Here is a 21276-nt window from a genome sequence, read left to right as displayed (position 1 = left end):
AAATAAGATTTTAGATAGCCTTTAATAATACTTTGATAGTAATATTTGAAACATTTCATGCCTGATATATGATAATAAATCACAATTGCCATGATTTCTGAACAAGACATTTTTTCTTGTGGTACAACTTGTCCTTGACTTAATTGATACTGTTCAAATTTTTTAGCAAAGTCATCACAAGTAATGTAAATTTCTATTAGTTTTGTTGTGTTCAATATTAAGTACATAGTATTCTTTGAGTTGCACTCCGCGATAGTGCAATTTTCAAATATACTATATTTATTAATATTGAACATTTTTTATCATAAAAAATTGACTTTTAAGCAATTATCTCAATAACTCACGTTAATATTAGTATTAGTCCTGGTACTACTCCGGGCTTAGTAACTGACGAGTTCAATACGGTCAATCCGCCTGCAAGTAATCCTGCTATCGTAGAGTATTTAGCTATCCAAAATCAAATCGTCAAAGGAACAACCTATGGAACTTTGGTACTATCAGGGGCAACTACAGGCACAACCTATTACAGAAGACTTTTAGATGGACCTATTACAGTAAACGGAAGTATGATTTTAAGAAGGCGTATCCGCTTACAAGATATGGGTTTCCAAATAACAGGGAATAGCTTTGCAGGAAACCGCCTCCAAGTAGAAACCTCTACGATTACCTTAGGTACAGGAAATAACGTAACTAACGGCATTAGCTTGCCGGGTGTACCCTCTGTCAATTTGACCTATGAATACATTACTGCCCTTCCCACAGGGATTCCCCTCCCTCCACCTGTGGCAACTAATAGAGCTACCAGATTCCCAACCTTTACTCCTATCGGGAACTATGATGCAGGCATGGGAAAAATGGACGTAAAAACATCAACCATTGCTTATACTTCTGCTGCTCCTAATCAAGAGATTCAAACAGGCTTTACTTATAATATCATAGGTATCTATGCGCCACAAGCAACTACCAACGTCAATAAAACCTTAGTAGGAAGTCCTGGCTATACCTTAGATATGGAAGGGAATCTAATAATTGAAAATCGCAATACTGTATTAGATAGCGGATTTCAAATTATAGGGCGTACTAAATCAACTATGACAGTGAATGGTGGAAATACTATTATAGTTTTAGGCTCAGGAAATAAAGCTACCAGATTTCCACTTAATTTTATCGCTCCAGTGATGCCAGCAGGTAGTATTGTGAACTATAATGCAGATGCTCCTCAGGACATTTCTACTGCTCCTTTATACAGTAATCTTACTTTGACAGCCCCTGCCATAACGAGTGGTACTCCTATCCCCAAAACTATGAACCCGCCTAATGTAGTAAGAGTAAACGGCACGATTACTATTAATGCCTATAACCATCTTTTAGACAACGGTTCGCAAATACAAAGAGAAAGCACCCCAACCTGTATGGCGATTAGATACGTTACTATGGCTTCTAACAGTATATTTACTATTGGGAACTCAGCCATTGCCACTATGTTTCCACAGGGGCAGGTACCTAATTTCGCTGTAAACTCTACTGTCATCTATAACTCCAACCAAGACCAAATAGTAGATGATTTTAGCTCTACCCCTGCTTGTGTAGGAATGGGAGATAAGCGATACAGAAATCTTATTATCTCCACCGAAGTTCCCAATTCACCAAGTTTAAAAACACTTAAAGGGGCTATTGCTGTCAGAGGAGATTTGTTTATCAAATCGGATAATACCTTAGATGACAGAGGTTTCCAAATTACAGGGAATAATACGTCTCCTTACGCATTAACGATGGAAAATCGTGCAAGACTGATTTTGGGCAGCACGACGAGTGCAACTCTTTTCCCAACGGCTTACCCCAAAGCAAGGATTAATCTGCACGAAGGAAGCACGGTTATCTATCACTCCGACCAAGACCAATCTGTATCCAGCGTACCTAATTACGGTAATTTGGTTATGCGAAAATATACAGTAAGTATGCCCATAGTCAATAAAACAGTAGTCCCTAATCCTGCCGCACACCCTGCCCTTGCTAACCTGACCGTCAATGGAAATTTAACCATAGATGAATTTAATAACTTCCTTGATAATGGTTATCAGATAGTAGGAACAAATACCAAGACTTTGACTTTGGCAAATAATGCCACACTTACTTTGGGAACGAATGGCTTTGCTGCCAGTCGCTTTACTGTTTTCCCCAATCAGTTCCAAACGATTGACCTTTCTCCAAATACAAATCCCTCAAGCACTGTGATTTTTAATTCAGATAAGGCAGGAAATAATATCACAGGACAAAATACAGGAGGCAATCCTTTTAACTACGGGAATGTTATACTCAACTCAGGAGGGACAGCCGTTACTAAAAATCTTTTAAGCAATATTAATATTCGCAAAAACTTGACTATCAATACTAATAACACCTTAGATGTTACTGCCTCTAACTTTAATATCACCCTTGGAGGGCATTGGCAAAACTTAGGAGGAGTGTTTAATGCTCGCAGTGGGAAAGTTACACTTGACGGAACAGCTAATCAAAATATCCGTACAAATGGTTCTCATTTCTTCAGCATGGAGATTAACAACTCCGAAGGGGCTACTATGCAAGATAATCTCACCGTTGGGGGCATAGTTACATTTAGCAATGGACATTTTTTGCAAAACACATCTGAAATCATGACTTTCAAGTCAGGAGCGACAGTAGCAGGCACTGGAACTTTCCCCGGTGCGCCTGGTCCTAGCAACAATAGTTTCGTCAATGCTCCTGTCCGTAAAATAGGTAATCAGGCATTCATGTTTCCTGTAGGTAAAATAGTTAGTCCTACTGAAAAATGGTTTGCACCTATCGGAATCTCTGCCCCTACCAATGCAAATACTGAATTTACAGCTACTTATATTTATGCAAATCCACACCCAACCTACAACCGTAATTTGAAAGTACCAAGTCTGCACCACATCAGTCAAGCAGAATATTGGCTACTGGACAGAGCAGTAACTACCGACAACGTTAGAGTTACGCTAAGTTGGGATACGCCAAGAAGCGGAGGCGTAGATGCCTTAGGGGATTTACGAGTAGCCCATTGGAGAGCCTCTACTCCTATTTGGGAAGACGGGGGAAATGGCGGTACAGTAGGTACTGAAACCAGAGGCACAGTTATGTCCTCTGTGGTGATTAATAATTTTACACCCTTTACGCTTGGCTCTATTACTAATTTCAATCCCTTACCTATTGAGCTAATTTCCTTTGAGGCAATGCCTAACTATCTGAGTAAAACCGTAGAATTGTATTGGAAAACGGCTACTGAACTAAACAATGACTTTTTTGTAGTGGAGAAAAGTAGAAATGGAAAAGATTTTAGACCCTTTGGCACTATATATTCCAAAGCAAACAACGGCAATAGTCAAACTGTATTGAGCTACCAATATACTGACAGCGAGCCAATGAGTGGTATTTCTTATTATAGATTGAGGCAAGTGGACAAAGACGGGGCATTTACTTTCTCTAAAATTGTGGCAGTTAGGTTTGAGAACCTTGCCCAAGAAGACCGTTTGGTTGTTTTTCCTAACCCTACGGAAGGAAAGCGTTTTTATATTCAATTCCTTGATAGTGAAATCAAAGAGGGTGAGGTAGCTGTATATGATGTATTGGGAAAAATAATACACCAGCAAACTATACAAAACCAAGCCACCGACTTGTTAAGCGTAGAATTTAAAGAAAAACTACCTACAGGAACTTATATGGTACGAGTTTTTACAAATAATAAGTTGTATATAAAACAGTTAGTGGTTTATTAATAGAGTTCTTGTGAAAGTACCTATCTCCCCTCTCAGAAGGATAGGGGGCAGGGGTAAGACAATAAAAAAAACACTTTCGCAAGAAGTATAATATCTTTCTTAAAAGTAATTCAACAAATTAAAATCTGCTTTTATTTAGTGAAGTAGGCACAATAGCTTTGTAGTCAATAATTTAAAAGATGCGCTGATGTATTTACTTTCTGCAAAGGGTGTGTCCCTACAGTGAAACTGCTCACAGGCTATTAATTCATAAAACGATTAATTTTGTCGAATTACTTACCATTTTTGCAAGTCAAAACCAACTAACAATCGTTCTTTTTTAGGCTCATTAGCAGGAATCTTATAAGGAATACACCTCAATAGTGGGTCTTCGTTGGCAATGTCTAACATTCCATAGCCTTCGGTAGTAGCTTCGCCAAACCCACAGTTAAAAATAAAATCGTGGACTTGCGGGTGGGCATACAAGGAAAAAGGAAAAGTATATCCACGTATCTCAGCCATAGGATTTTTTCCACTGTCATCGTACAAAGTATAGATACGTGCAAATTTCTTAGATTCTTTTTTCAACTTTTCTATGTATTGCATATCAGGAAGCACTTGGAACTGATAGAAGGAAGCTATTTCCTCAGCGGAAAACAGCCCTGAGTGTTCCATGCGATACATGGTGGATTCGTACAAAAAATCAGAAAACTGTTCAGAATCTGGTAAAATAAAATCTTTGTTAGAACCATCCTCCTCCTTGCTACTAAAAATCACTAAGGGAGAAATACATATATATTTAGTTGGATTGGGAAAATTAGGCAAGCGTTCCTCTTCTACCGCCTCTGGGCTAACAATCAACTCCCCAATTTCCAACAAATTATGCGTAAAAATATTTGCAAGGAAGAAATCAATCATTCCCTTGTCCAAAGAAGAAAATACCAGCGTAACTCTGCTTGAGTAATAATGTAACCCTCGCCTACTTATGCGCGTCTGCCCTTTCAATCCTGAAAAATTGTACTGAGATGCTCCGACCTCATACCCAACAAGCAAGTTCCTAATCAACGAAGCAAGAATATGCTGATGATGAAAAGGAAGAACTGCACCTTTATTCCTTAATTTGAAAATAATCCTCGCTCTCAAGTCAAAAAAATTTTAAATAATAAGTGATATAAATGATGCGATAACGTTGTAATAAGCAACTATTACATAAAATATAACTACTGTTAGTGTATAACTAAGTCCTTTATTTGATTGTTTTGAAAATCTCCCTAAAAGTTGTGAATTAAAAAGAAAAGCTACTCATTCACCTATTTGTCTGAGCAATTATGCAAGTCCTACTGCCAATCTTTGTTAATAAAGCAACCTAATACAAAAATTTAAAGTTAAATATGATAAAATAAAGCAATTTTTCCCTAAATTAGAGTTATTGAAGGCTGTAGTACAAACAATCAACCGAAGGGCAAACACACCTTATTCAATATATTTTCTAATCTAAGTAACCCAAAGTATGAAAAAACTGTTTTTCTTTCTCTCATTTTTGTCATTTAGCCTTATCGCAAGGGCAAATCACATTCTCGTTCCTATGGACAAAACCCAAAAGAACCATTTAAAAGCATACGGTATCACCTATTGGGTACTTCAGCAAGAAGTAGAAGCAGAATGGCTACTGAATTATCGCGGAGGTAGTTTTATGTTCAAGTACTTACAAAAATTTGAAAATGAATTGATTATAAGAGGTGTTAGTTATGAAGTTATCTCCGATGCCCAAGCCTTACAAATCAAAAATGAGATAAGTAGTCCAGAAGCTAACATGGATGTAATGCGTCTGGAAGTTCCGCCGAAGATTGCTGTTTATTCTCCCAAATCAAAGCAACCTTGGGATGATGCCGTTACCCTCGTACTTACTTATGCTGAGATTCCTTACGATATTGTTTTTGATGATGAAGTATTAGAAGAAGTATTGCCCAAGTATGATTGGTTACATCTTCATCATGAAGACTTTACAGGACAAAATGGCAAGTTCCATCGCAGCTTCGGAGCGTACAAATGGTATCAAGACCAGCAGAAAGAACTTCAAGAGATTGCTCAAAAGCATGGATTTAAGAAAGTTTCTCATCTCAAGTTTGCAGTGGTAAGGAAAATTAGAGATTACTGTGCAGGTGGTGGTTTTCTCTTTGCAATGTGTTCTGCTACTGATACTTATGACATTGCTTTGGCGGCAGATGGATTAGATATTTGTGATGTCCCTTATGACGGCGACCCTTATGACCCTGCGGCACAGAGCAAGCTAAAATTTGCTAACTGCTTCGCTTTCAAAGACTTCCGAATAGAGTTGGACTATAATGAATACGAATACTCAGAAATAGATAACCAACAAAAAGAACGTGTAGGTATTACAGAGATGAATGACTATTTCAAACTTTTTCAATTCTCTGCGAAGTGGGACCCTATTCCTACCATGCTTACTCAAAACCATCAGCACAATATTAAAGGTTTTATGGGACAGACTACAGCTTTCAAAAAGCGTTTCATCAAACCCGAAGTAGTCATTATGGGAGAAAACAAAATGGTAGATGAAGCTCGCTACATACACGGGACTTTTGGGAAAGGAACGTGGACTTTCTATGGTGGGCATGACCCTGAGGATTACCAACACTTCGTAGGGGAAGAACCCACTGACTTAGCTCTTTACCCCAACTCGCCGGGTTATAGACTTATTCTCAATAATATTCTTTTCCCTGCGGCAAAAAAGAAAAAGCAAAAAACTTAATCGTAACCCGCTCACAACCCCTAAGAAAAAGGCTGTCTGGAAATCAATCGCATCATCAATGTTTGATTTTGATTTAGACAGCCTTGTTGATTTTATGTTTTTTATAAAAGTTAAAACCTATATGAGTTCCTTAAAAGTATTTTTATTTCTTACTATTACCCTTCTTTTATCTAACTGGTCAGAAGCACAACCCCCTAAAAAGCAAGATTTTAGTTTTGAAGAACTTTATCGTCAGCGGACTTATAGGAATTTTATTGGAACAAAAAAACTATTGATAGCAAAGGCTTTACATTTGCCTGCCTCTACTTATTGGCTTGTTTTGGCGGCAGTGGAACGTACCGAAGACCGCGAACTATGGTCTATGGACAAGGCTGACAGAACCGAAGCCAAGATTTTTGTTTATGAGCAACAAAGCAAACAAATAGATGAGAAACTTACCGAAGCTATCAATATAAAATTGGGATGGGATAAGTACTACGAGCCTTTATTTTGTGGAGGATTAGGCTCGTTAGCGGAAAAAGATTTTAAAATTGTAGGAAATAAAATTACTTTGACCCAATTTTATGCTCCTGCTACGGAACGCAGTAATTGTACAGTAGAGATTTTGTTCAGAAATGGAGAGGTGGTCGTGCAAAAATTAGGCTTAGAAGATACAAGTTTAGAGGCTATTACCGCCAAAGAACGTACCTTAGCTAATCAAAAAGCCCTCGCTTTGCTTCATGCAGGCAAGACGCATGAGGCGGTATTGATTTGGGAAGATTTGTATGTAGAATGGAAGCATGGTGCTTTTCCTAAAGCAGGTGCAGTTGATGAGGTGCTTAATAACTTGGGCTTTGCTTATTGGAAACTCAATATGTACCCAGAAGCTGAGAAAATCTTATTGGAATGTAAAAAAAATTTTCCCCAACGCAAATCTGTTTACCTAAACTTAGCGGACTTGTATAGAGATATGAAGAAAAAAAACGAGGCAGTTTTTCATTATCAACAGTTTATCAATATGGGGGTTACAGAACTCCAAAAGAATTATGCAAGTAAAGAAATAAAAAAGTTACAAAACTAATATCAACTTTCAGACTAATCAATGAAAAATATCTACATCATTGGCGGTGGCATTATTGGCTTGTTATCTGCGTATTATCTTGAAAAACAAGGACATCAAATTACTATCATCGAGCAAACAGACATGAGCGATGGCTGTTCCTATGGCAATGCAGGCATGGTCGTGCCAAGCCATATAATTCCCTTAGCCGCCCCTGGCATGATTTCTAAAGGTTTGAGAATGCTTTTTAATGCAAAAAGTCCTTTTTATATCAAGCCTCGCTTGAGCGGAAGTTTGCTAAAATGGGGGTATTACTTTTATAAAGCCTCCACTGAGAAACATGTGAAATACTCTATTCCTATTTTGCGAGATATTAGCCTGCTAAGCAGAAAGTTATATGCAGAAATAGCCCAAGAATCTACTTTTAATTTTGGCTTCAAAGAAAAGGGCTTACTTATGCTTTATAAAACAGAAGCTGTTGAAAAAGAGGAGATTGAAACAGCGCATATTGCTAATAAGGCAGGCATAGTGGCTCATATTCTTTCCGCCAAAGAAGTGCAAGCCTTAGAAAACGAGATAGAAGTAGCAGTAAGAGGAGGCATATTTTTTCCCAAAGATGCCCACTTGATTCCACAGATTTTGATTAAAGAGCTAATAAATGACTTGAAAAACAAAGGAGTACAAATCTTAGGCAATACAGAAGTTAAAGGTTTTGAAAAACAAAATGGTCAGGTAAAAACGCTCCTTACTTCCAAAGGGAAATTAGCACAAGCAGAAGAAATTATCTTAGCTGTCGGGGCTTGGTCGCCTATTTTGACAGAGCAGTTGGGAATCAGCCTACCTATGCAATCGGGCAAAGGCTATAGCTTCACTTTAAAAAATAGAGAAAAAAATGTACAAATTCCTTCTATCCTGACGGAAGCCAAAGTAGCTGTAACGCCTATGGGGAGCGATTTGCGGTTTGCAGGGACTATGGAAATTACAGATATAGACCAAGCTATCAATATGCAAAGAGTAAGCGGAATTGTGGAGTCTATTCCAAAATACTATCCCGCTATGCAAGTACAACTCCCTGAAAAACAAGAAATTTGGAAAGGTTTGCGTCCCTGCTCTCCCGACGGGCTGCCTTACATAGGACGCAGTAAGTATTTCAAAAACTTAGTCATCGCTACGGGACATGCTATGATGGGCGTTAGCCTTGCTCCAGCTACGGGAAAGTTAGTACAAGAACTGATAGATAAGCAGCCCCTGAGCATGGAAATTGATGCTTTTGCCCCTGATAGATTTTAGTGATTTATTGGAGAGATATTTGTATGATTCATACATACTCTTTTTAATAATCCATTACTTTTGAGAAAGTTCTACCCAAATTTGTGGCGTGAAAAAAGTTCCTGTTATTTCTCTATATTTCTTATTCATTAGACTTACTACTATCTAAAAGTCAGGTATTTACAAAATTATTAAAATTTTTACTATCTGATTTTCAATAGACTACTTTTCTAATCATATATGATTAATTCATCTAAATTGTTACATTCCTGCTTAAGTATAAGTAAGTCTATCATTATGTTAGCCTCAAAGGCTTATATTGTGATGAATATAACAAAAGTCCACACAAAATCTACAATAGTCTGATGGCAGACTTGTGCAGAGCTTTTTTAGCAAAGAAAATTCCAAAACTACTTTGGATTTTGTATAAGACAATGATATGCCAAATCACAAACGGTTTCCCCTATCCAATAAATATGAAATACAAATTTTTTAAAATCCACTTTATTTATAATTTTGTAAGAGCAAACCTAAATCATAAACAAGAAATTCTAAATTAGAGAACTATAAACAAGAAACTCAAAACTTATTATATACATGACAAAATATGATTTAATCGTGATAGGTAGCGGACCTGGGGGGTACGTAGCCGCTATTCGAGCCTCGCAATTGGGAATGAAAGTCGGCGTGGTCGAGAAAGAAGAACTTGGCGGTATCTGCCTTAACTGGGGCTGTATTCCTACTAAAGCCCTGCTTAAAAGTGCGCAAGTATTTGAATATATAAAACACTCGAAAGACTACGGCATCAATATCCCCAACTTTGAGGTGGATTTCAACGGCATGATAAGCAGAAGCAGGGGAGTAGCAGGAAGCATGAGCAAGGGCGTAGAGTTTTTATTCAAGAAAAATAAAATAGATAAGCTCATGGGGTTTGGTAAGGTGAAGAAGGGAAAAATCGTGGAAGTTACTGATGCTGAGGGGAAAAAAACAGATTATGCTACAGACCACATCATCATTGCTACCGGCGGAAGGTCAAGGGAACTACCTAATATCAAAATAGATAACCAAAAAATAATAGGCTATCGCAAGGCAATGTTTTTAGACAAGCAGCCTAAATCTATGGTTATCATAGGTTCTGGGGCTATTGGGGTGGAGTTTGCGTATTTTTATAATACTATTGGTACGAAAGTAACGATTGTAGAGTTTATGCCCAATATCGTTCCTGTAGAGGACGAGGAGGTTTCTAAGCAGTTGGAACGCTCCTTTAAAAAAGACGGCATGACTATTATGACAAGTTCTACTGTAGAGGCAGTGGATACTTCTGGCGAAGGTTGCAAAGTTACTGTTAAAACGCCCAAAGGCATAGAGTACATAGATTGTGATATTGTACTTTCTGCCGTAGGAGTAGCTACCAACATAGAAGGCATTGGTTTAGAAGATGTAGGCATTAAAACAGAAAAAGGGAAAGTAATAGTTGATGAGTATTATCGCACCAATGTAGCGGGGTATTATGCGATTGGAGACATCACTCCAGGACAGGCACTCGCTCACGTAGCCTCTGCCGAAGGAATTATCTGTGTGGAAAAAATAGCAGGGCATCATCCTGAGCCATTAAACTACAATAATATTCCGGGTTGTACTTATTGCGTACCTGAAATAGCCTCAGTAGGCTATACTGAAAAAGCGGCAAAAGAGGCAGGCTATGAAATAAAAGTAGGTAAGTTTCCTTTCTCTGCCTCTGGAAAAGCCAAAGCAGGAGGGAACTACGACGGCTTTGTGAAAGTGATTTTTGATGCCAAGTACGGAGAGTTTTTGGGGGCGCACATGATAGGAGCAAATGTAACAGAAATGATTGCCGAAGTAGTGGTAGCCCGTAAGTTAGAAACCACAGGACACGAAATCATTAAATCAGTACACCCACACCCTACTATGTCTGAAGCAATTATGGAAGCGGCGGCAGCGGCTTATGGAGAAGTAATACACTTATAAGATTTTTTAGATCCTATAAAGTTTTATAAGCCTTATAGGTTCTAAAAATCCTTATGATGAGTAATTTTTGCAATCAAATTTGTAACAAGATGTAGTCTGACTTAGAAAGTCAGACTTACAAACCCTTGTTGAAATCTAATAAAACAGGTCTTTTACTGCATCATTTCTAAACTCCTGTTGATGAAAGCTGTCAAAGACGAACCATTCAACATATTTTGAGAGAGCAATGCCAAATCATATAGTTGCTTGGCTACTTTTTGTTGCTCGTCGGTATTTTCTATACCTAAAATCTTATTTATCAAGGCATGATTGCCATTAATTACTACATTGAACTGCTCTGGTAGGCTAACAAAATAATCCATGCCTCCACTCATTTTCGCCATATCTCTCATGCGACGCATAAACTCAGGGAGTGTAATCGTAATAGGGAACTCATCAGTAGGCAAGGCTTCCACACTTACCTCAGACCTCCCGCTCGCCGTCTTGAAAATCTCTATGATTTTTTCTTTTTCGCTTTCTGTTAAGGCACTACTTAAACTTTCGCCCTTGTCGATGAGTTTATCAATAGTTTCAGAGTCAATGCGTTTGAGCGTTGTTTTTTCTAACTTCCTTTCTATGGTATTGATAAAGTGGCTGTCCAAAATGCCGTCCAATTTCAATACATTGTAGCTACGCTTTTTAGCAGACTGAATAAAAGTATCTTGTTTTTCTACATCAGTAGTATAGAGAATCACAAGATTGTCATTTTTATCCTTCTGGTTGGTACTAATCAGGTCTTTATACTCATCAAAAGTATATCGCTTTTTCTCAATGTCTTCCAAAAGCAAGAATTGAGTAGCTTTTTCATAGAACTTGTCATCGGTAATCATTCCGAATTTTACAAAAACATCTAAACTTTCCCACTTTGCCTCATAAGTAGTGCGATCATTCTTGAAAAGTTCTTGGAGTTTATCTGCTACTTTACGTGTAATGTAAGAGTTAATCTTCTTTACATTACTATCGGCTTGCAAGAAACTGCGAGAAACGTTGAGCGGAATATCAGGAGAATCTATAACCCCGTGCAGCAAGGTCAAAAACTCAGGGACTATTTCCTTAACCTCGTCAGTGATAAATACTTGCTTCTGATAGAGTTGGATTTTATTTTTCTGAACAGCAAGGTCTTGTTTTATCTTAGGAAAATACAAAATACCTGTCAAGTTGAAAGGATAGTCCACGTTTAGATGAATCCAGAAAAGCGGGTCTTCGGAAATAGGATACAATTCTTTGTAAAAGGCTAAATAGTCTTCGTCTTTGAGGTCAGCGGGATTTTTTGTCCAAAGCGGTTTAGTATTATTAATGACTTTACCCTCAAACTCAACTTCATAAGGCAAAAACTTGCAGTACTTCTCCAGAATACTTTGAATCCTATATTTATCTAAAAACTCCTCAGAATCTTGGGCAATGTGTAAAATCACATCTGTTCCTCTTTCTGGGCGTACTGAAGGGGTAATTTCAAACTCTGTACTACCGTCGCAAGTCCACATAACTGCCTCCGCTCCTTCTTGCCAAGATTTGGTAACTAATTGCACTTTTTCGGCTACCATAAAGGCAGAATAAAAGCCAAGCCCGAACTTGCCAATGAGTTGCTGTACTTCTTCTTTTTTGTCTTTGTACTTTTCTATGAAATCAGTAGCCCCTGAGAAAGCAATTTGGTTAATGTACTTTTTCACCTCCTCTGATGTCATGCCTACCCCACTATCAGAAATAGTAATGGTCTTGCCTTCCTTGTTTAAGGTTACTTTGATTTTAGTATCTCCAATTTCTCCTTTGTACTCGCCCAAAGCGGCTAAACTTTCTATTTTTTTGGTGGCATCAGTTGCATTAGAAATCAATTCCCTCAAAAATATTTCATGGTCAGAGTACAAGAACTTTTTGATAATAGGGAATATGTTTTCGGTATGAATTGAAATAGTACCTTTTTCCATAATTTTTCAGTGATAAATAATGATGAGTTATTTATGGTTTAACAGTGTTGATTACTTCACATTTTTTTGCAACTATTCTACCATAATAAAAAATAAGAAAAAATGTCAGTATTTTTACTTATTATTGGCAATTTGTCAGCTTGTATTATTAGTCATAGCCATATACTTTCTAAGACTTATACTTGGAAAATGTATGTTTTTTATTAGATTTGTCTAAGTGAAAATAAATCAATCAACACTAAAAATAAAATAAGAACATGAAACGAGGTGTCATAGCAATAGTCATCGTAGTATTGGTAGGTATATTAGGTTTTTCTACCGTATCATGCACGCGTATCGATGCAGGGCATGTAGGTATCAAAGTCAATCTATACGGCTCAGACAAAGGAGTACAAGACATTGTAGAGGTGAGTGGGGTAGTCTGGTACAATCCGCTCACAACTCAAATTTTTGAGTTCCCTACTTACGTTCAGCATAAAGTTTGGACAATGGACATGACGGAAGACAGCCCAAGGAATGAGGAGTTTACTGTTACTACCCGCGATGGTCTAAGTCTTTCTTTTGATGTAGGGCTGGATTATACGGTAGTGGCGTCTAAAGTACCTGATATTTTCCGTACTTATCGCAAAAGTCTGCCTCAAATTACCGATGAGTTCATTCGTACCTTAGTCAGAAATTCTTATAACAATACTGCCTCAAAATATACTGCCGAGGACATGGTTTCCAAGCGTTCTGAATATGAATTGCAAGTCAAAGATGTATTGTCAAAAGATATGGCAAAAGCAGGTTTTGAAGTATCACAAGTAGCTATTTTAGGGAAAATCCGTATGCCTGCTACCTTAGAAGAGGCGGTAAATGCCAAAATCAAAGCGGTTCAAGAAGCAATCCGTGCGGAAAATGAAAAGCAACGTATCATCGCTGAAGCCCAAAAAGCCATAGAAGAAGCCAAAGGAAAGGCAGAAGCACTCCGAATAGCCTCTGAAGCAGAAGCCAATGCTAACCGAGCCGTAACAAGTACTATCTCGCCTTTGCTAATTCAAAAGATGATGATAGAAAAATGGGACGGCAAGCTACCCGTTTATGGTGAAGTACCAAAAATGTTTAGAAACATTAGCGACCAGAAATAAACTATGCCTGATAAAAAATTCCACTGTGGCTATTTAAATACATCAGTGGAATTTTAATTTTTTTTGGTAGTCTTTATTTGCTTTTTTCTCTAAATCGCATAAAAAAATACGAACCTGCCAACATCAATACACCTATCACCATAAAGACTACTACTTTCTGTACGGTCTCAAAGCCTGCCATATCGCGCCAAAAAAGTTTGACAAAAGCTACAGCAAAATAAGCAATAGAAAGTCGAAGTAAAGGCTTATAAGCAGTTGAATTAGAATTAAATAATAAAATAATAGCATGGAGAATAAGCACTACCGTTAGCCATACACCTGTCCAATTAGGCGTAAAATACCCAATCAAACTCGAGTAAGCTAAGGCAATAAAAATATGAGTAAAAAATAAGTCTATTTGCCAAAGTACTTGGCTGTGACAGGGATAGCGATTATCTTTCTGATAGGTAAGCAAGCCAAAAATCGTTACCATAGTCAGCATTAGTACAAAACCCATATTTTCATATTCAGAATCGTACAAATCTATCATTAACTCTTTGTCAATAAAAGCGATAAGTAAGCCTATTAAGCCCGCTAACATTCCTATACGGAAAGCAAAAAGGAAATTGTTGTGCAGGGGAGCGATTTTGTTTTTGAAATAGGTCAATACTAAATAGTAAAGCCCCACTACGAAGAATGTCCCCGATACCTCAGGCACTTGTAAAAAGTTGGCACTTGTCAGTACAAAATAGTATAGCCACAAACACAAGCCCAAATAATAAAAACTATACGTAAATAAAAGTCGATACGGCGAAGTCTTAGCAATCTCTAATACAAAGCCTTTTTTGTAAATCAATACGCCAAATAAAACAACTGCACCGCTCAAAGCACTCAAATAACCTATCTGCAAATCGCCCAGAGCAGTGAAAATCCCTAAGGTAGCAATAATAGTAAACAAATGGATTTCAAGCAATAAGGCATTTCGTTTTACCAACTCATTTAAAATAAACCCTACCAAAACCGTTGCCCAAAGGGCAATAGGCAAGTATTCAGGATAAACACGATTGATATAAGACAGGTGCAAAAGTGGCACAAGCAGATAAAAAACTTCTCTCAATAGCTTCATTAGCCAAAGGTTGTGAGCTTGGGGATTGATTTTCTCGTAGAAAAATTGTAGTATCCAAAGACTTGCGAAGACTTCAATAATCGCAGTTTTGCCAAGAGGAGTTTGGAAAGGGAAAATAAAAGAATTTACTACTAAAATAGACTCCCGTATCCCCAGAGCAAGCAAGCCAATATGCAAAATCCCAAACCATTCTGTAATAGCTAATTTATTTTTTAATCCCCACCAAGTAAAGCCGTACAAGCCCAAAATCGCTAAATTAAAAGTTAGTTCTCTGAATAGGAAATAGCAAGGAATCCAAATGGCAAAGCCCAGCCAGAGAGGTATCGCTTCTGACAGCCAATAATTGATATTTTTCTCTAAAAAATCAGATTGGCTATCATTCTGCTCATCTGCTTTATATCGCATCAATAGGAGTTTTAGTACTCCGAAAATCACTCCCAAAGAAAGCAAATTAATAAATCCATCAGTCCACAATCTTACGCCCCAGCTATCAATAATTTCTCTAAAAGAAAGGGAAATTTGCCCTAAGGCTATGGCTAAAATTAAATAACCTTCCTTGCGAACTCCAGAAAGATTGAAGTTGAATCCACAGAAAATCAGTGCAATAGCTTCTACTGCCCAGAAAATACCTGCAATATTTCTTTCTAACATTACAGGCACAGCCAAAGCGGTAAAAGTTCCTATGATGATGAAAAATAGCACTTGCATCTTCTCGCTGAGTTGTTTGCGAAGTCCAAAATACCCTACCAAGAATATCACAGCATTGCCTAAATACACCAAACCTAAGCTAAACCTTTGCCCAAGAGCCTCATAAAACCAAAATAATTGGTATAAAAGCAAACTGCCTGCCCCTGCTAATATGGCGATGGACAACCTTTCTAAATTTTCTTTGGGCTTTTTATTCTCAAACAAACTCACATAAAAGAACAAATAGGCAAAAGCCATGACTATCAAGGTGTAAACAAATGCTGGGAAACCTTCTACAAGACTTGAAAAAGCAATTTCTAAGGCAATAGACGCCGTAATAAACACCAGAAAATCTCCAATTTGCCACTTGATTTTGGAAGCAATAAAAATAGCCGCCACGCAAAGCAACCACAGATAAGCAAAGTAAAAAACAGGAGTAGCTGGACTACTGAGATAAAATGGAGAAAATACCCCACCTAAAAAGCTGATAGTCAGCACTATTTTAGTTTCGTATCGCAAAGCAAGCCATTTCGCAAAAGCAGTATTAAGCAAAATAAGAATAAAACTAACTATGGGATTAGCAAAGATGGGAAAAACCTTAGAATCAGATAAGTAGTACAAAATCAAAAAGTTAATGGCAATACTTAGCCCTAATAGTGCTGAACCAAACTCGTGGTATTTTTGCTCTTTCCTCAGCAAAACTACTCCACTAAAGAGGATTCCAAAAGAAGCTAAGAACCCTCCGCCAACTTTAAAAGTTTCAAAGTATATATCAGGGATAAATTGCATTAAGTATGTGAAACCTAACAAGATAGCAATTACCCCACCCAAAGTCATAAAGAAAACAGGTAGGCGATTTTGGGCTTTGTAGTGTTGGTAAGTGGCTGTAAATAAGTCCCTAAATTGAGCTAAAGGCATGAATAAATCGGTTACAAAAGCAGGAACTTCCCAAGAGGATTCTCTTTGTTGTTCTTGTTCTCGCTCATTTTCTTTTTGCTTGGCTTTTTCTTCTTTCGCTCGCTTCCTCAAAACCTCTATGGTGATATTTTTTTCTGTTTGATGAACCGACTTTTGTTCTACAGTTTCTTGCTTTGCTTTGTTTTTTTCCCTTTCTTGAAATTGTTTCAGTACTTCTAATATATCTTTGGAGCTACTTTCTGTCTTAGGTATTATATTTTCCTCTATTTCTGCTTTCTCTAACTGATTTTCCATTTCAGTTACCTTTGCTTTCAGGTAAGCAATTTCCCTAAAAAAATACTTTTCTAATTGGGAAATTTGTGTCTTGATTTGCTCGAGTTCGTCTTCATTGATTGCCATAATACCAGATTTTTAGGGTTAATTATCTGCTTAAATAAACGTCATGGTACATAAGTGAGTTAGAGAGTTGTTAAAAAGTCAGACTTAAAAAAAATAAAATTTAATAATTTAAAATATTGATAATCAATTTTCTATTTGTAAAAAAAACAGACTTTTTGACATATTATTATTTTTTGGGTGAAGAACAGATTAGTAATCAATGCGAATATACATGTATTTTTGATGAAGTATCGAATAAAAAAAGCCTTTCATTAAATGAATGAAAGGCTTTGCTCAATTTATTTATCCTTTGAAAAATTAAATGGTTAATAAACTTTCTTTTCTTCCTCGCAAAGAAGGGTCAGGTATTCCTTTGGGCAATACATATACTCCTTTGGGCAAGTCAGGCAGAGGAAGGTCGTCCAAAGAAATATTTTCCTCTAAATCATACTTGCTTGATAATTGACTTTTTTTTGAAAAAGTGCTTATTTTTTTATGCAGTTTTTTCATGATTACATAAAAAACTCCATAAGCAAGTCCCAAAATTATGATAGTTTTAAAAAAAGCTAACATCATGGTTTATTGGTAGTTAAGGTTGTAAAAAGGGAAAAGGTTTAAATATTTAAACTCTTTAAACCTCATATAAGTTTCGTTTTAGGATAGAATTTTTTTACTTTCTTAAATATTTTTAGTATGAGTATTTTTTAGATGGGAGGGCTTACACTTTTTTAATCTCATCATTCTCTTTAATGATAGTGCCGCTTAGTCCTTGTAAGGAAAGTTTGACCATAGCTTTAGCAACTTGCTGGGCATGGATTGCCTTGTATTTGGCAGGAATAAGAAAACCCAATACGGCAGAAATAACCTTGCCAATATCTTCTCCTATGCGTTTCTCTTTTCTATCACCTAAAAGCAAAGAAGGTTGTAAAATAATAAGAGAGGGGAAAGATAGATTTTTGAGGGCTTGCTCCAACTCACCCTTTACTCTTGAGTAAAAAAATAGAGAATAGGTATCTGCACCCATAGCAGACACCAGTGCAAAAGTATGCGTTCCATTCTCTTTGGCAATCTGGGCTACTCGCAAAGGATATTCAAAATCAATTTGCTTAAATTTTTCTTTTGACCCCGCTTTTTTGATAGTTGTTCCTAAACAGCAAAAGACTACTTCTGCTTTCAAGGTAGATTTGAGGTTGGTCAAATCACTAAAATCCGTGATAATTTGCTCTAACTTTGGGTGATTCATGTTCAAAGGCTTTCTCGAGAGTGCAATTATCTTATCAAATTGATTTTCATTGAGTAATTCTTGCAGGCAGTACCCACCTGTAAGTCCACTTGCGCCTAATAGTAATGCTGTCATTTTTTTATTTGATTTAGAATCGATAAGTACCTAATTCAACAAAAATAATTATTCTTTCCAATATTGTAGCATTTACACTGCGGAGAATAATCGCTTTTTAGTTATAGACAATTACATACAAGATTCATATTTTTACGAACTGTTTTACCAATAAAAAGTGGCTAAGTAATTCAACAATTCTAATCGTTCTTTCAAAATTTATAACTAATACTTTATAATTTTAAAAAGAACGCTTGAAAAAGTTGATATACTTGCTTATATACTCAAAATAAAATGATTTTTCAATCCCTTTCTCTTGCTGAGAAAGGAACTTTGGTTCTCTAAAACTTTTTGCGGAGTTAGCCAATGAACAATACTACATCTAACTTTAAGCCCGTAGGGCTGTCATCTTGGTAGAAAAGGGTAAGCCCAACCCACCTACAGCAAGACCGTAGGCGTGAAATATGCCACCGCTACGCGGTTTTATGCTTTATTTTCTACAAAAACAGCACATCTACTGTGTTAGTCAAGGGCAGATGAAAGTCCATTGCTTACATAAGTTTTACACAGGAAGTGTCAGAGAACAGGGACTTTGGAGTAAAGAAAATTTCAAAACCACTTTTGATTGAGTATAAATATAAGAGTTCTTGCAAAAGTACCTATTTCCCCGCTCAGAAGGAGAGGGTCAGGGGTGAGGCGATAAAAAAACACTTTTGCAAGAAGTCTAATGTATTTATCTATAAGTATGCTAAAACCTTTACTTTAAGGCATAAAACTTATACCTTTGCAAAAAAATTTACGATGAACATTCTTTCCGCAGACAATATTTCAAAGGCATTTTCTGAGCGTTGGTTATTCAAAAATATTACTTTTGGCATTAGTCAAGGGGAAAAAGTTGCCTTAGTGGGAGCAAATGGCTCAGGCAAAACTACCTTGATGAATGTATTGGCAGGGCTAATACCTACTGATGAGGGCGTAGTTTCTGTGCGTAAGGGAACAGTTGTAGGTTATTTACCCCAACAGCCTGTTTTTGAGGATAATGCAAACATTTGGCAAAGCATTTTTACCTCTGAAAACGAAGCAGTCCAAGCCATCAAAGAGTACGAAAGTGCTTTGAAATACCATGATGAAAAACGCCTACAAAGGGCAATGGAGCGCATGGACAGCCTGAATGCTTGGGATTACGAGGGCAAAATCAAACAAGTATTAGGCAAGTTAGGGATTCCTGATGTAGAACTGCCTATCCAAGTACTCTCAGGTGGGCAGAGAAAAAGAGTAGCTTTGGCAAAACTGCTCTTGCAAGAGGCAGACTTACTCATTCTTGATGAGCCAACTAATCATCTTGATATTGAAGCGATTGAATGGTTAGAAAGCTGGTTAAGTACCCAAAAACAAAGCCTCCTCTTGGTTACGCATGACCGCTATTTTTTGGACAATATCACCAATACCATTTTGGAATTGGAAAATGGACAGCTATTCAAATACAACGGAAATTATACCTATTTTTTAGAGAAAAAGGCAGAGAGAATAGAGCAAATGACCACCGAAGTAGCGAAGGCTAAAAACTTGATGACAAAAGAGTTAGATTGGATACGCCGACAGCCTAAAGCCAGAGGTACAAAAGCCAAATACCGCATCGAAGCCTTTGAGGAGTTAAAAGAAAAAGCCAATACCAAAATCAATCATTACACGCCCATAGAAATCAATGTGGGCATGAATCGCATAGGCAAAAAGATTTTGGAGCTTAAAAACTTAAACAAAAGATATGAAAACTTGCTGATTATCAAAGATTTTTCTTATACTTTTAAAAAAGGGGATAGAATAGGCATCATTGGGAAAAATGGTGTAGGCAAAACTACTTTCTTGGACATACTGACAGGAAAAATTGACGCTGATAGCGGTACGATAGACAAGGGAGAAAATACGGTTTTTGGCTATTTTACTCAAAAAGAATTGATAGTAGATGAAAACAAGCGCGTCATTGATATAGTAAAAGATATAGCAGAGGTTTTGCAAACAGGCACAGGCGAAAGCATTACTGCCTCCCAACTGCTCAATTTGTTTAATTTTCCACCCAAAGTGCAGTATGACATGGTAAGCAAACTGAGTGGGGGAGAAAAAAAGCGATTGCAGCTACTCCAAGTGCTAATCAAAAATCCCAACTTTCTTATCTTAGACGAACCAACCAATGATTTAGATATACAGACGCTCAATATTTTAGAGGATTTTCTGACAAATTTTGGCGGGTGCTTGCTCATCGTGTCCCATGATAGGTACTTCATGGATAGGTTAGTAGAGCATATTTTTATCTTCGAGGGCGAAGGACAAATCAGGGATTTTGCAGGAAACTACTCCGACTATCGCACTGAGCAGGAAGAAAAAGAAGAACAAACAAGGATAGAAAATGCTAAAGTAAAAAATGAGAAAGAAACAGTCGTGCCTACTCTGCCCAATGAGGCAAAGCGTAAACTTTCTTTTAAAGAGAAAAAAGAGTATGAGGCTTTAGAATTGGAAATCAGTCAATTAGAAAGAGAGAAAAATCAACTTTTGGAAAAACTTAACAGTGGAGAAGGTACGCACACCCAACTCGCAGACTGGAGTACTAAAATAGGCAAATTGGACAATTTGATAGAAGAAAAAACGCTTAGGTGGTTAGAGCTGGCAGAGTTGGTGTAATGATTTATACTCAAAATAAAATGATTTTTCAATTCCTTTCTCTTGCTGAGAAAGGGACTTTGTTTTTTTGACGCTTTTGTGGAGTTAGCCAATGAACAATACTACATGTAACTTTAAGCCCATAGGGCTATCATGTTTATAGAAAAGAGTAAGCCCAAGCCACCTACAACAACGCCGTAGGCGTGAAATATGCCACCGCTACGCAGTTTTATGTCGGTATATTCATTATTTTCTACAAAAATAGCACACCTACGGTGTTAGTC

13 protein-coding genes and 1 pseudogene are annotated in these 21276 nt (G+C 37.2%); 8 read left to right on the top strand and 6 right to left on the bottom strand.

Annotation, left to right across the window (positions count from 1 at the left end; genetic code table 11):
* A pseudogene (locus tag BM141_RS23185) lies at positions 1-227 on the bottom strand (IS982 family transposase); the annotation flags it as partial.
* A gap of 261 nt (positions 228-488) precedes the next feature.
* Here BM141_RS23185 and BM141_RS20130 point away from each other — a divergent pair.
* A complete protein-coding gene (locus tag BM141_RS20130; RefSeq protein WP_143091027.1) occupies positions 489-3773 on the top strand; it encodes a T9SS type A sorting domain-containing protein in 3285 nt (1094 codons plus the stop codon).
* A gap of 276 nt (positions 3774-4049) precedes the next feature.
* On the opposite strand, the gene BM141_RS20125 is transcribed toward BM141_RS20130, so the two are convergent.
* Positions 4050-4895: a CRISPR-associated endoribonuclease Cas6 gene (locus tag BM141_RS20125; protein WP_091549261.1), complete on the bottom strand. Its 846-nt coding sequence runs from the start codon at positions 4893-4895 to the stop codon at positions 4050-4052.
* A gap of 367 nt (positions 4896-5262) precedes the next feature.
* On the opposite strand from BM141_RS20125, the gene BM141_RS20120 reads away from it, so the two are divergent.
* The 4 genes from BM141_RS20120 (at position 5263) to lpdA (ending at position 10822) form a co-directional block, all read left to right on the top strand.
* Entirely contained in the window at positions 5263-6525 is a 1263-nt protein-coding gene (locus tag BM141_RS20120) for an asparagine synthetase B (protein ID WP_091549260.1), read from the top strand.
* 121 nt (positions 6526-6646) lie between these two features.
* The gene (locus tag BM141_RS20115; RefSeq protein ID WP_177217476.1) at positions 6647-7585 is read left to right on the top strand and encodes a tetratricopeptide repeat protein; all 939 of its coding nucleotides are present in this window, start codon (positions 6647-6649) and stop codon (positions 7583-7585) included.
* A gap of 21 nt (positions 7586-7606) precedes the next feature.
* A complete protein-coding gene (locus tag BM141_RS20110) occupies positions 7607-8854 on the top strand; it encodes an NAD(P)/FAD-dependent oxidoreductase (protein WP_091549258.1) in 1248 nt (415 codons plus the stop codon).
* Positions 8855-9430: 576 nt separating this feature from the next.
* Complete coding sequence (gene lpdA / locus BM141_RS20105; protein WP_091549257.1) at positions 9431-10822, top strand: dihydrolipoyl dehydrogenase; 1392 nt, start codon at positions 9431-9433, stop codon at positions 10820-10822.
* Positions 10823-10974: 152 nt separating this feature from the next.
* Here lpdA and htpG read toward each other — a convergent pair whose 3' ends face one another.
* Positions 10975-12786 (bottom strand): molecular chaperone HtpG, encoded by a 1812-nt coding sequence (htpG, locus tag BM141_RS20100; protein WP_245764125.1) that lies wholly within the window; start codon positions 12784-12786, stop codon positions 10975-10977.
* 257 nt (positions 12787-13043) lie between these two features.
* Between htpG and BM141_RS20095 the strand changes: the two genes are divergently transcribed.
* On the top strand, positions 13044-13913 hold the full coding sequence (locus tag BM141_RS20095; RefSeq protein WP_091549255.1) for a prohibitin family protein: 870 nt from the start codon (positions 13044-13046) through the stop codon (positions 13911-13913).
* 73 nt (positions 13914-13986) lie between these two features.
* Here the strand turns inward: BM141_RS20095 and BM141_RS20090 are convergent, their stop codons facing one another.
* From BM141_RS20090 to BM141_RS20080, 3 genes are all read right to left on the bottom strand, one after another.
* Positions 13987-17022 (bottom strand): DUF2339 domain-containing protein, encoded by a 3036-nt coding sequence (locus tag BM141_RS20090; protein WP_091549254.1) that lies wholly within the window; start codon positions 17020-17022, stop codon positions 13987-13989.
* A 297-nt stretch (positions 17023-17319) separates the two neighbouring features.
* Positions 17320-17577 carry a hypothetical protein gene (locus BM141_RS20085; protein WP_177217475.1) on the bottom strand — a complete coding sequence of 86 codons (258 nt, stop codon included), beginning with the start codon at positions 17575-17577 and terminating at the stop codon, positions 17320-17322.
* Positions 17578-17719: 142 nt separating this feature from the next.
* Positions 17720-18358: an oxidoreductase gene (locus BM141_RS20080; RefSeq protein WP_091549252.1), complete on the bottom strand. Its 639-nt coding sequence runs from the start codon at positions 18356-18358 to the stop codon at positions 17720-17722.
* Positions 18359-18801: 443 nt separating this feature from the next.
* On the opposite strand from BM141_RS20080, the gene BM141_RS23180 reads away from it, so the two are divergent.
* A complete protein-coding gene (locus BM141_RS23180; protein ID WP_177217474.1) occupies positions 18802-18966 on the top strand; it encodes a hypothetical protein in 165 nt (54 codons plus the stop codon).
* A 172-nt stretch (positions 18967-19138) separates the two neighbouring features.
* Positions 19139-21013 (top strand): ABC-F family ATP-binding cassette domain-containing protein, encoded by a 1875-nt coding sequence (locus BM141_RS20075; RefSeq protein WP_091549263.1) that lies wholly within the window; start codon positions 19139-19141, stop codon positions 21011-21013.
* Positions 21014-21276: the final 263 nt, after the last annotated feature.

Source organism: Thermoflexibacter ruber, assembly GCF_900113045.1.
Lineage (GTDB): Bacteria > Bacteroidota > Bacteroidia > Cytophagales > Thermoflexibacteraceae > Thermoflexibacter > Thermoflexibacter ruber.
The sequence above is the reverse complement of the archived record's forward strand: the minus strand, read 5'-3'. Positions and strand labels throughout refer to the sequence as shown.

Excerpts from the sequence above, each read along its gene's own strand:
- BM141_RS20120 (WP_091549260.1), top strand. The coding sequence starts at position 5,263 with ATGAAAAAACTGTTTTTCTTTCTCTCATTTTTGTCATTTAGCCTTATC.
- BM141_RS20115 (WP_177217476.1), top strand. The coding sequence starts at position 6,647 with ATGAGTTCCTTAAAAGTATTTTTATTTCTTACTATTACCCTTCTTTTA.
- BM141_RS20110 (WP_091549258.1), top strand. The coding sequence starts at position 7,607 with ATGAAAAATATCTACATCATTGGCGGTGGCATTATTGGCTTGTTATCT.
- lpdA (WP_091549257.1), top strand. The coding sequence starts at position 9,431 with ATGACAAAATATGATTTAATCGTGATAGGTAGCGGACCTGGGGGGTAC.
- htpG (WP_245764125.1), bottom strand. The coding sequence starts at position 12,786 with ATGGAAAAAGGTACTATTTCAATTCATACCGAAAACATATTCCCTATT.
- BM141_RS20095 (WP_091549255.1), top strand. The coding sequence starts at position 13,044 with ATGAAACGAGGTGTCATAGCAATAGTCATCGTAGTATTGGTAGGTATA.
- BM141_RS20090 (WP_091549254.1), bottom strand. The coding sequence starts at position 17,022 with ATGGCAATCAATGAAGACGAACTCGAGCAAATCAAGACACAAATTTCC.
- BM141_RS20085 (WP_177217475.1), bottom strand. The coding sequence starts at position 17,577 with ATGATGTTAGCTTTTTTTAAAACTATCATAATTTTGGGACTTGCTTAT.
- BM141_RS20080 (WP_091549252.1), bottom strand. The coding sequence starts at position 18,358 with ATGACAGCATTACTATTAGGCGCAAGTGGACTTACAGGTGGGTACTGC.
- BM141_RS23180 (WP_177217474.1), top strand. The coding sequence starts at position 18,802 with ATGCCACCGCTACGCGGTTTTATGCTTTATTTTCTACAAAAACAGCAC.
- BM141_RS20075 (WP_091549263.1), top strand. The coding sequence starts at position 19,139 with ATGAACATTCTTTCCGCAGACAATATTTCAAAGGCATTTTCTGAGCGT.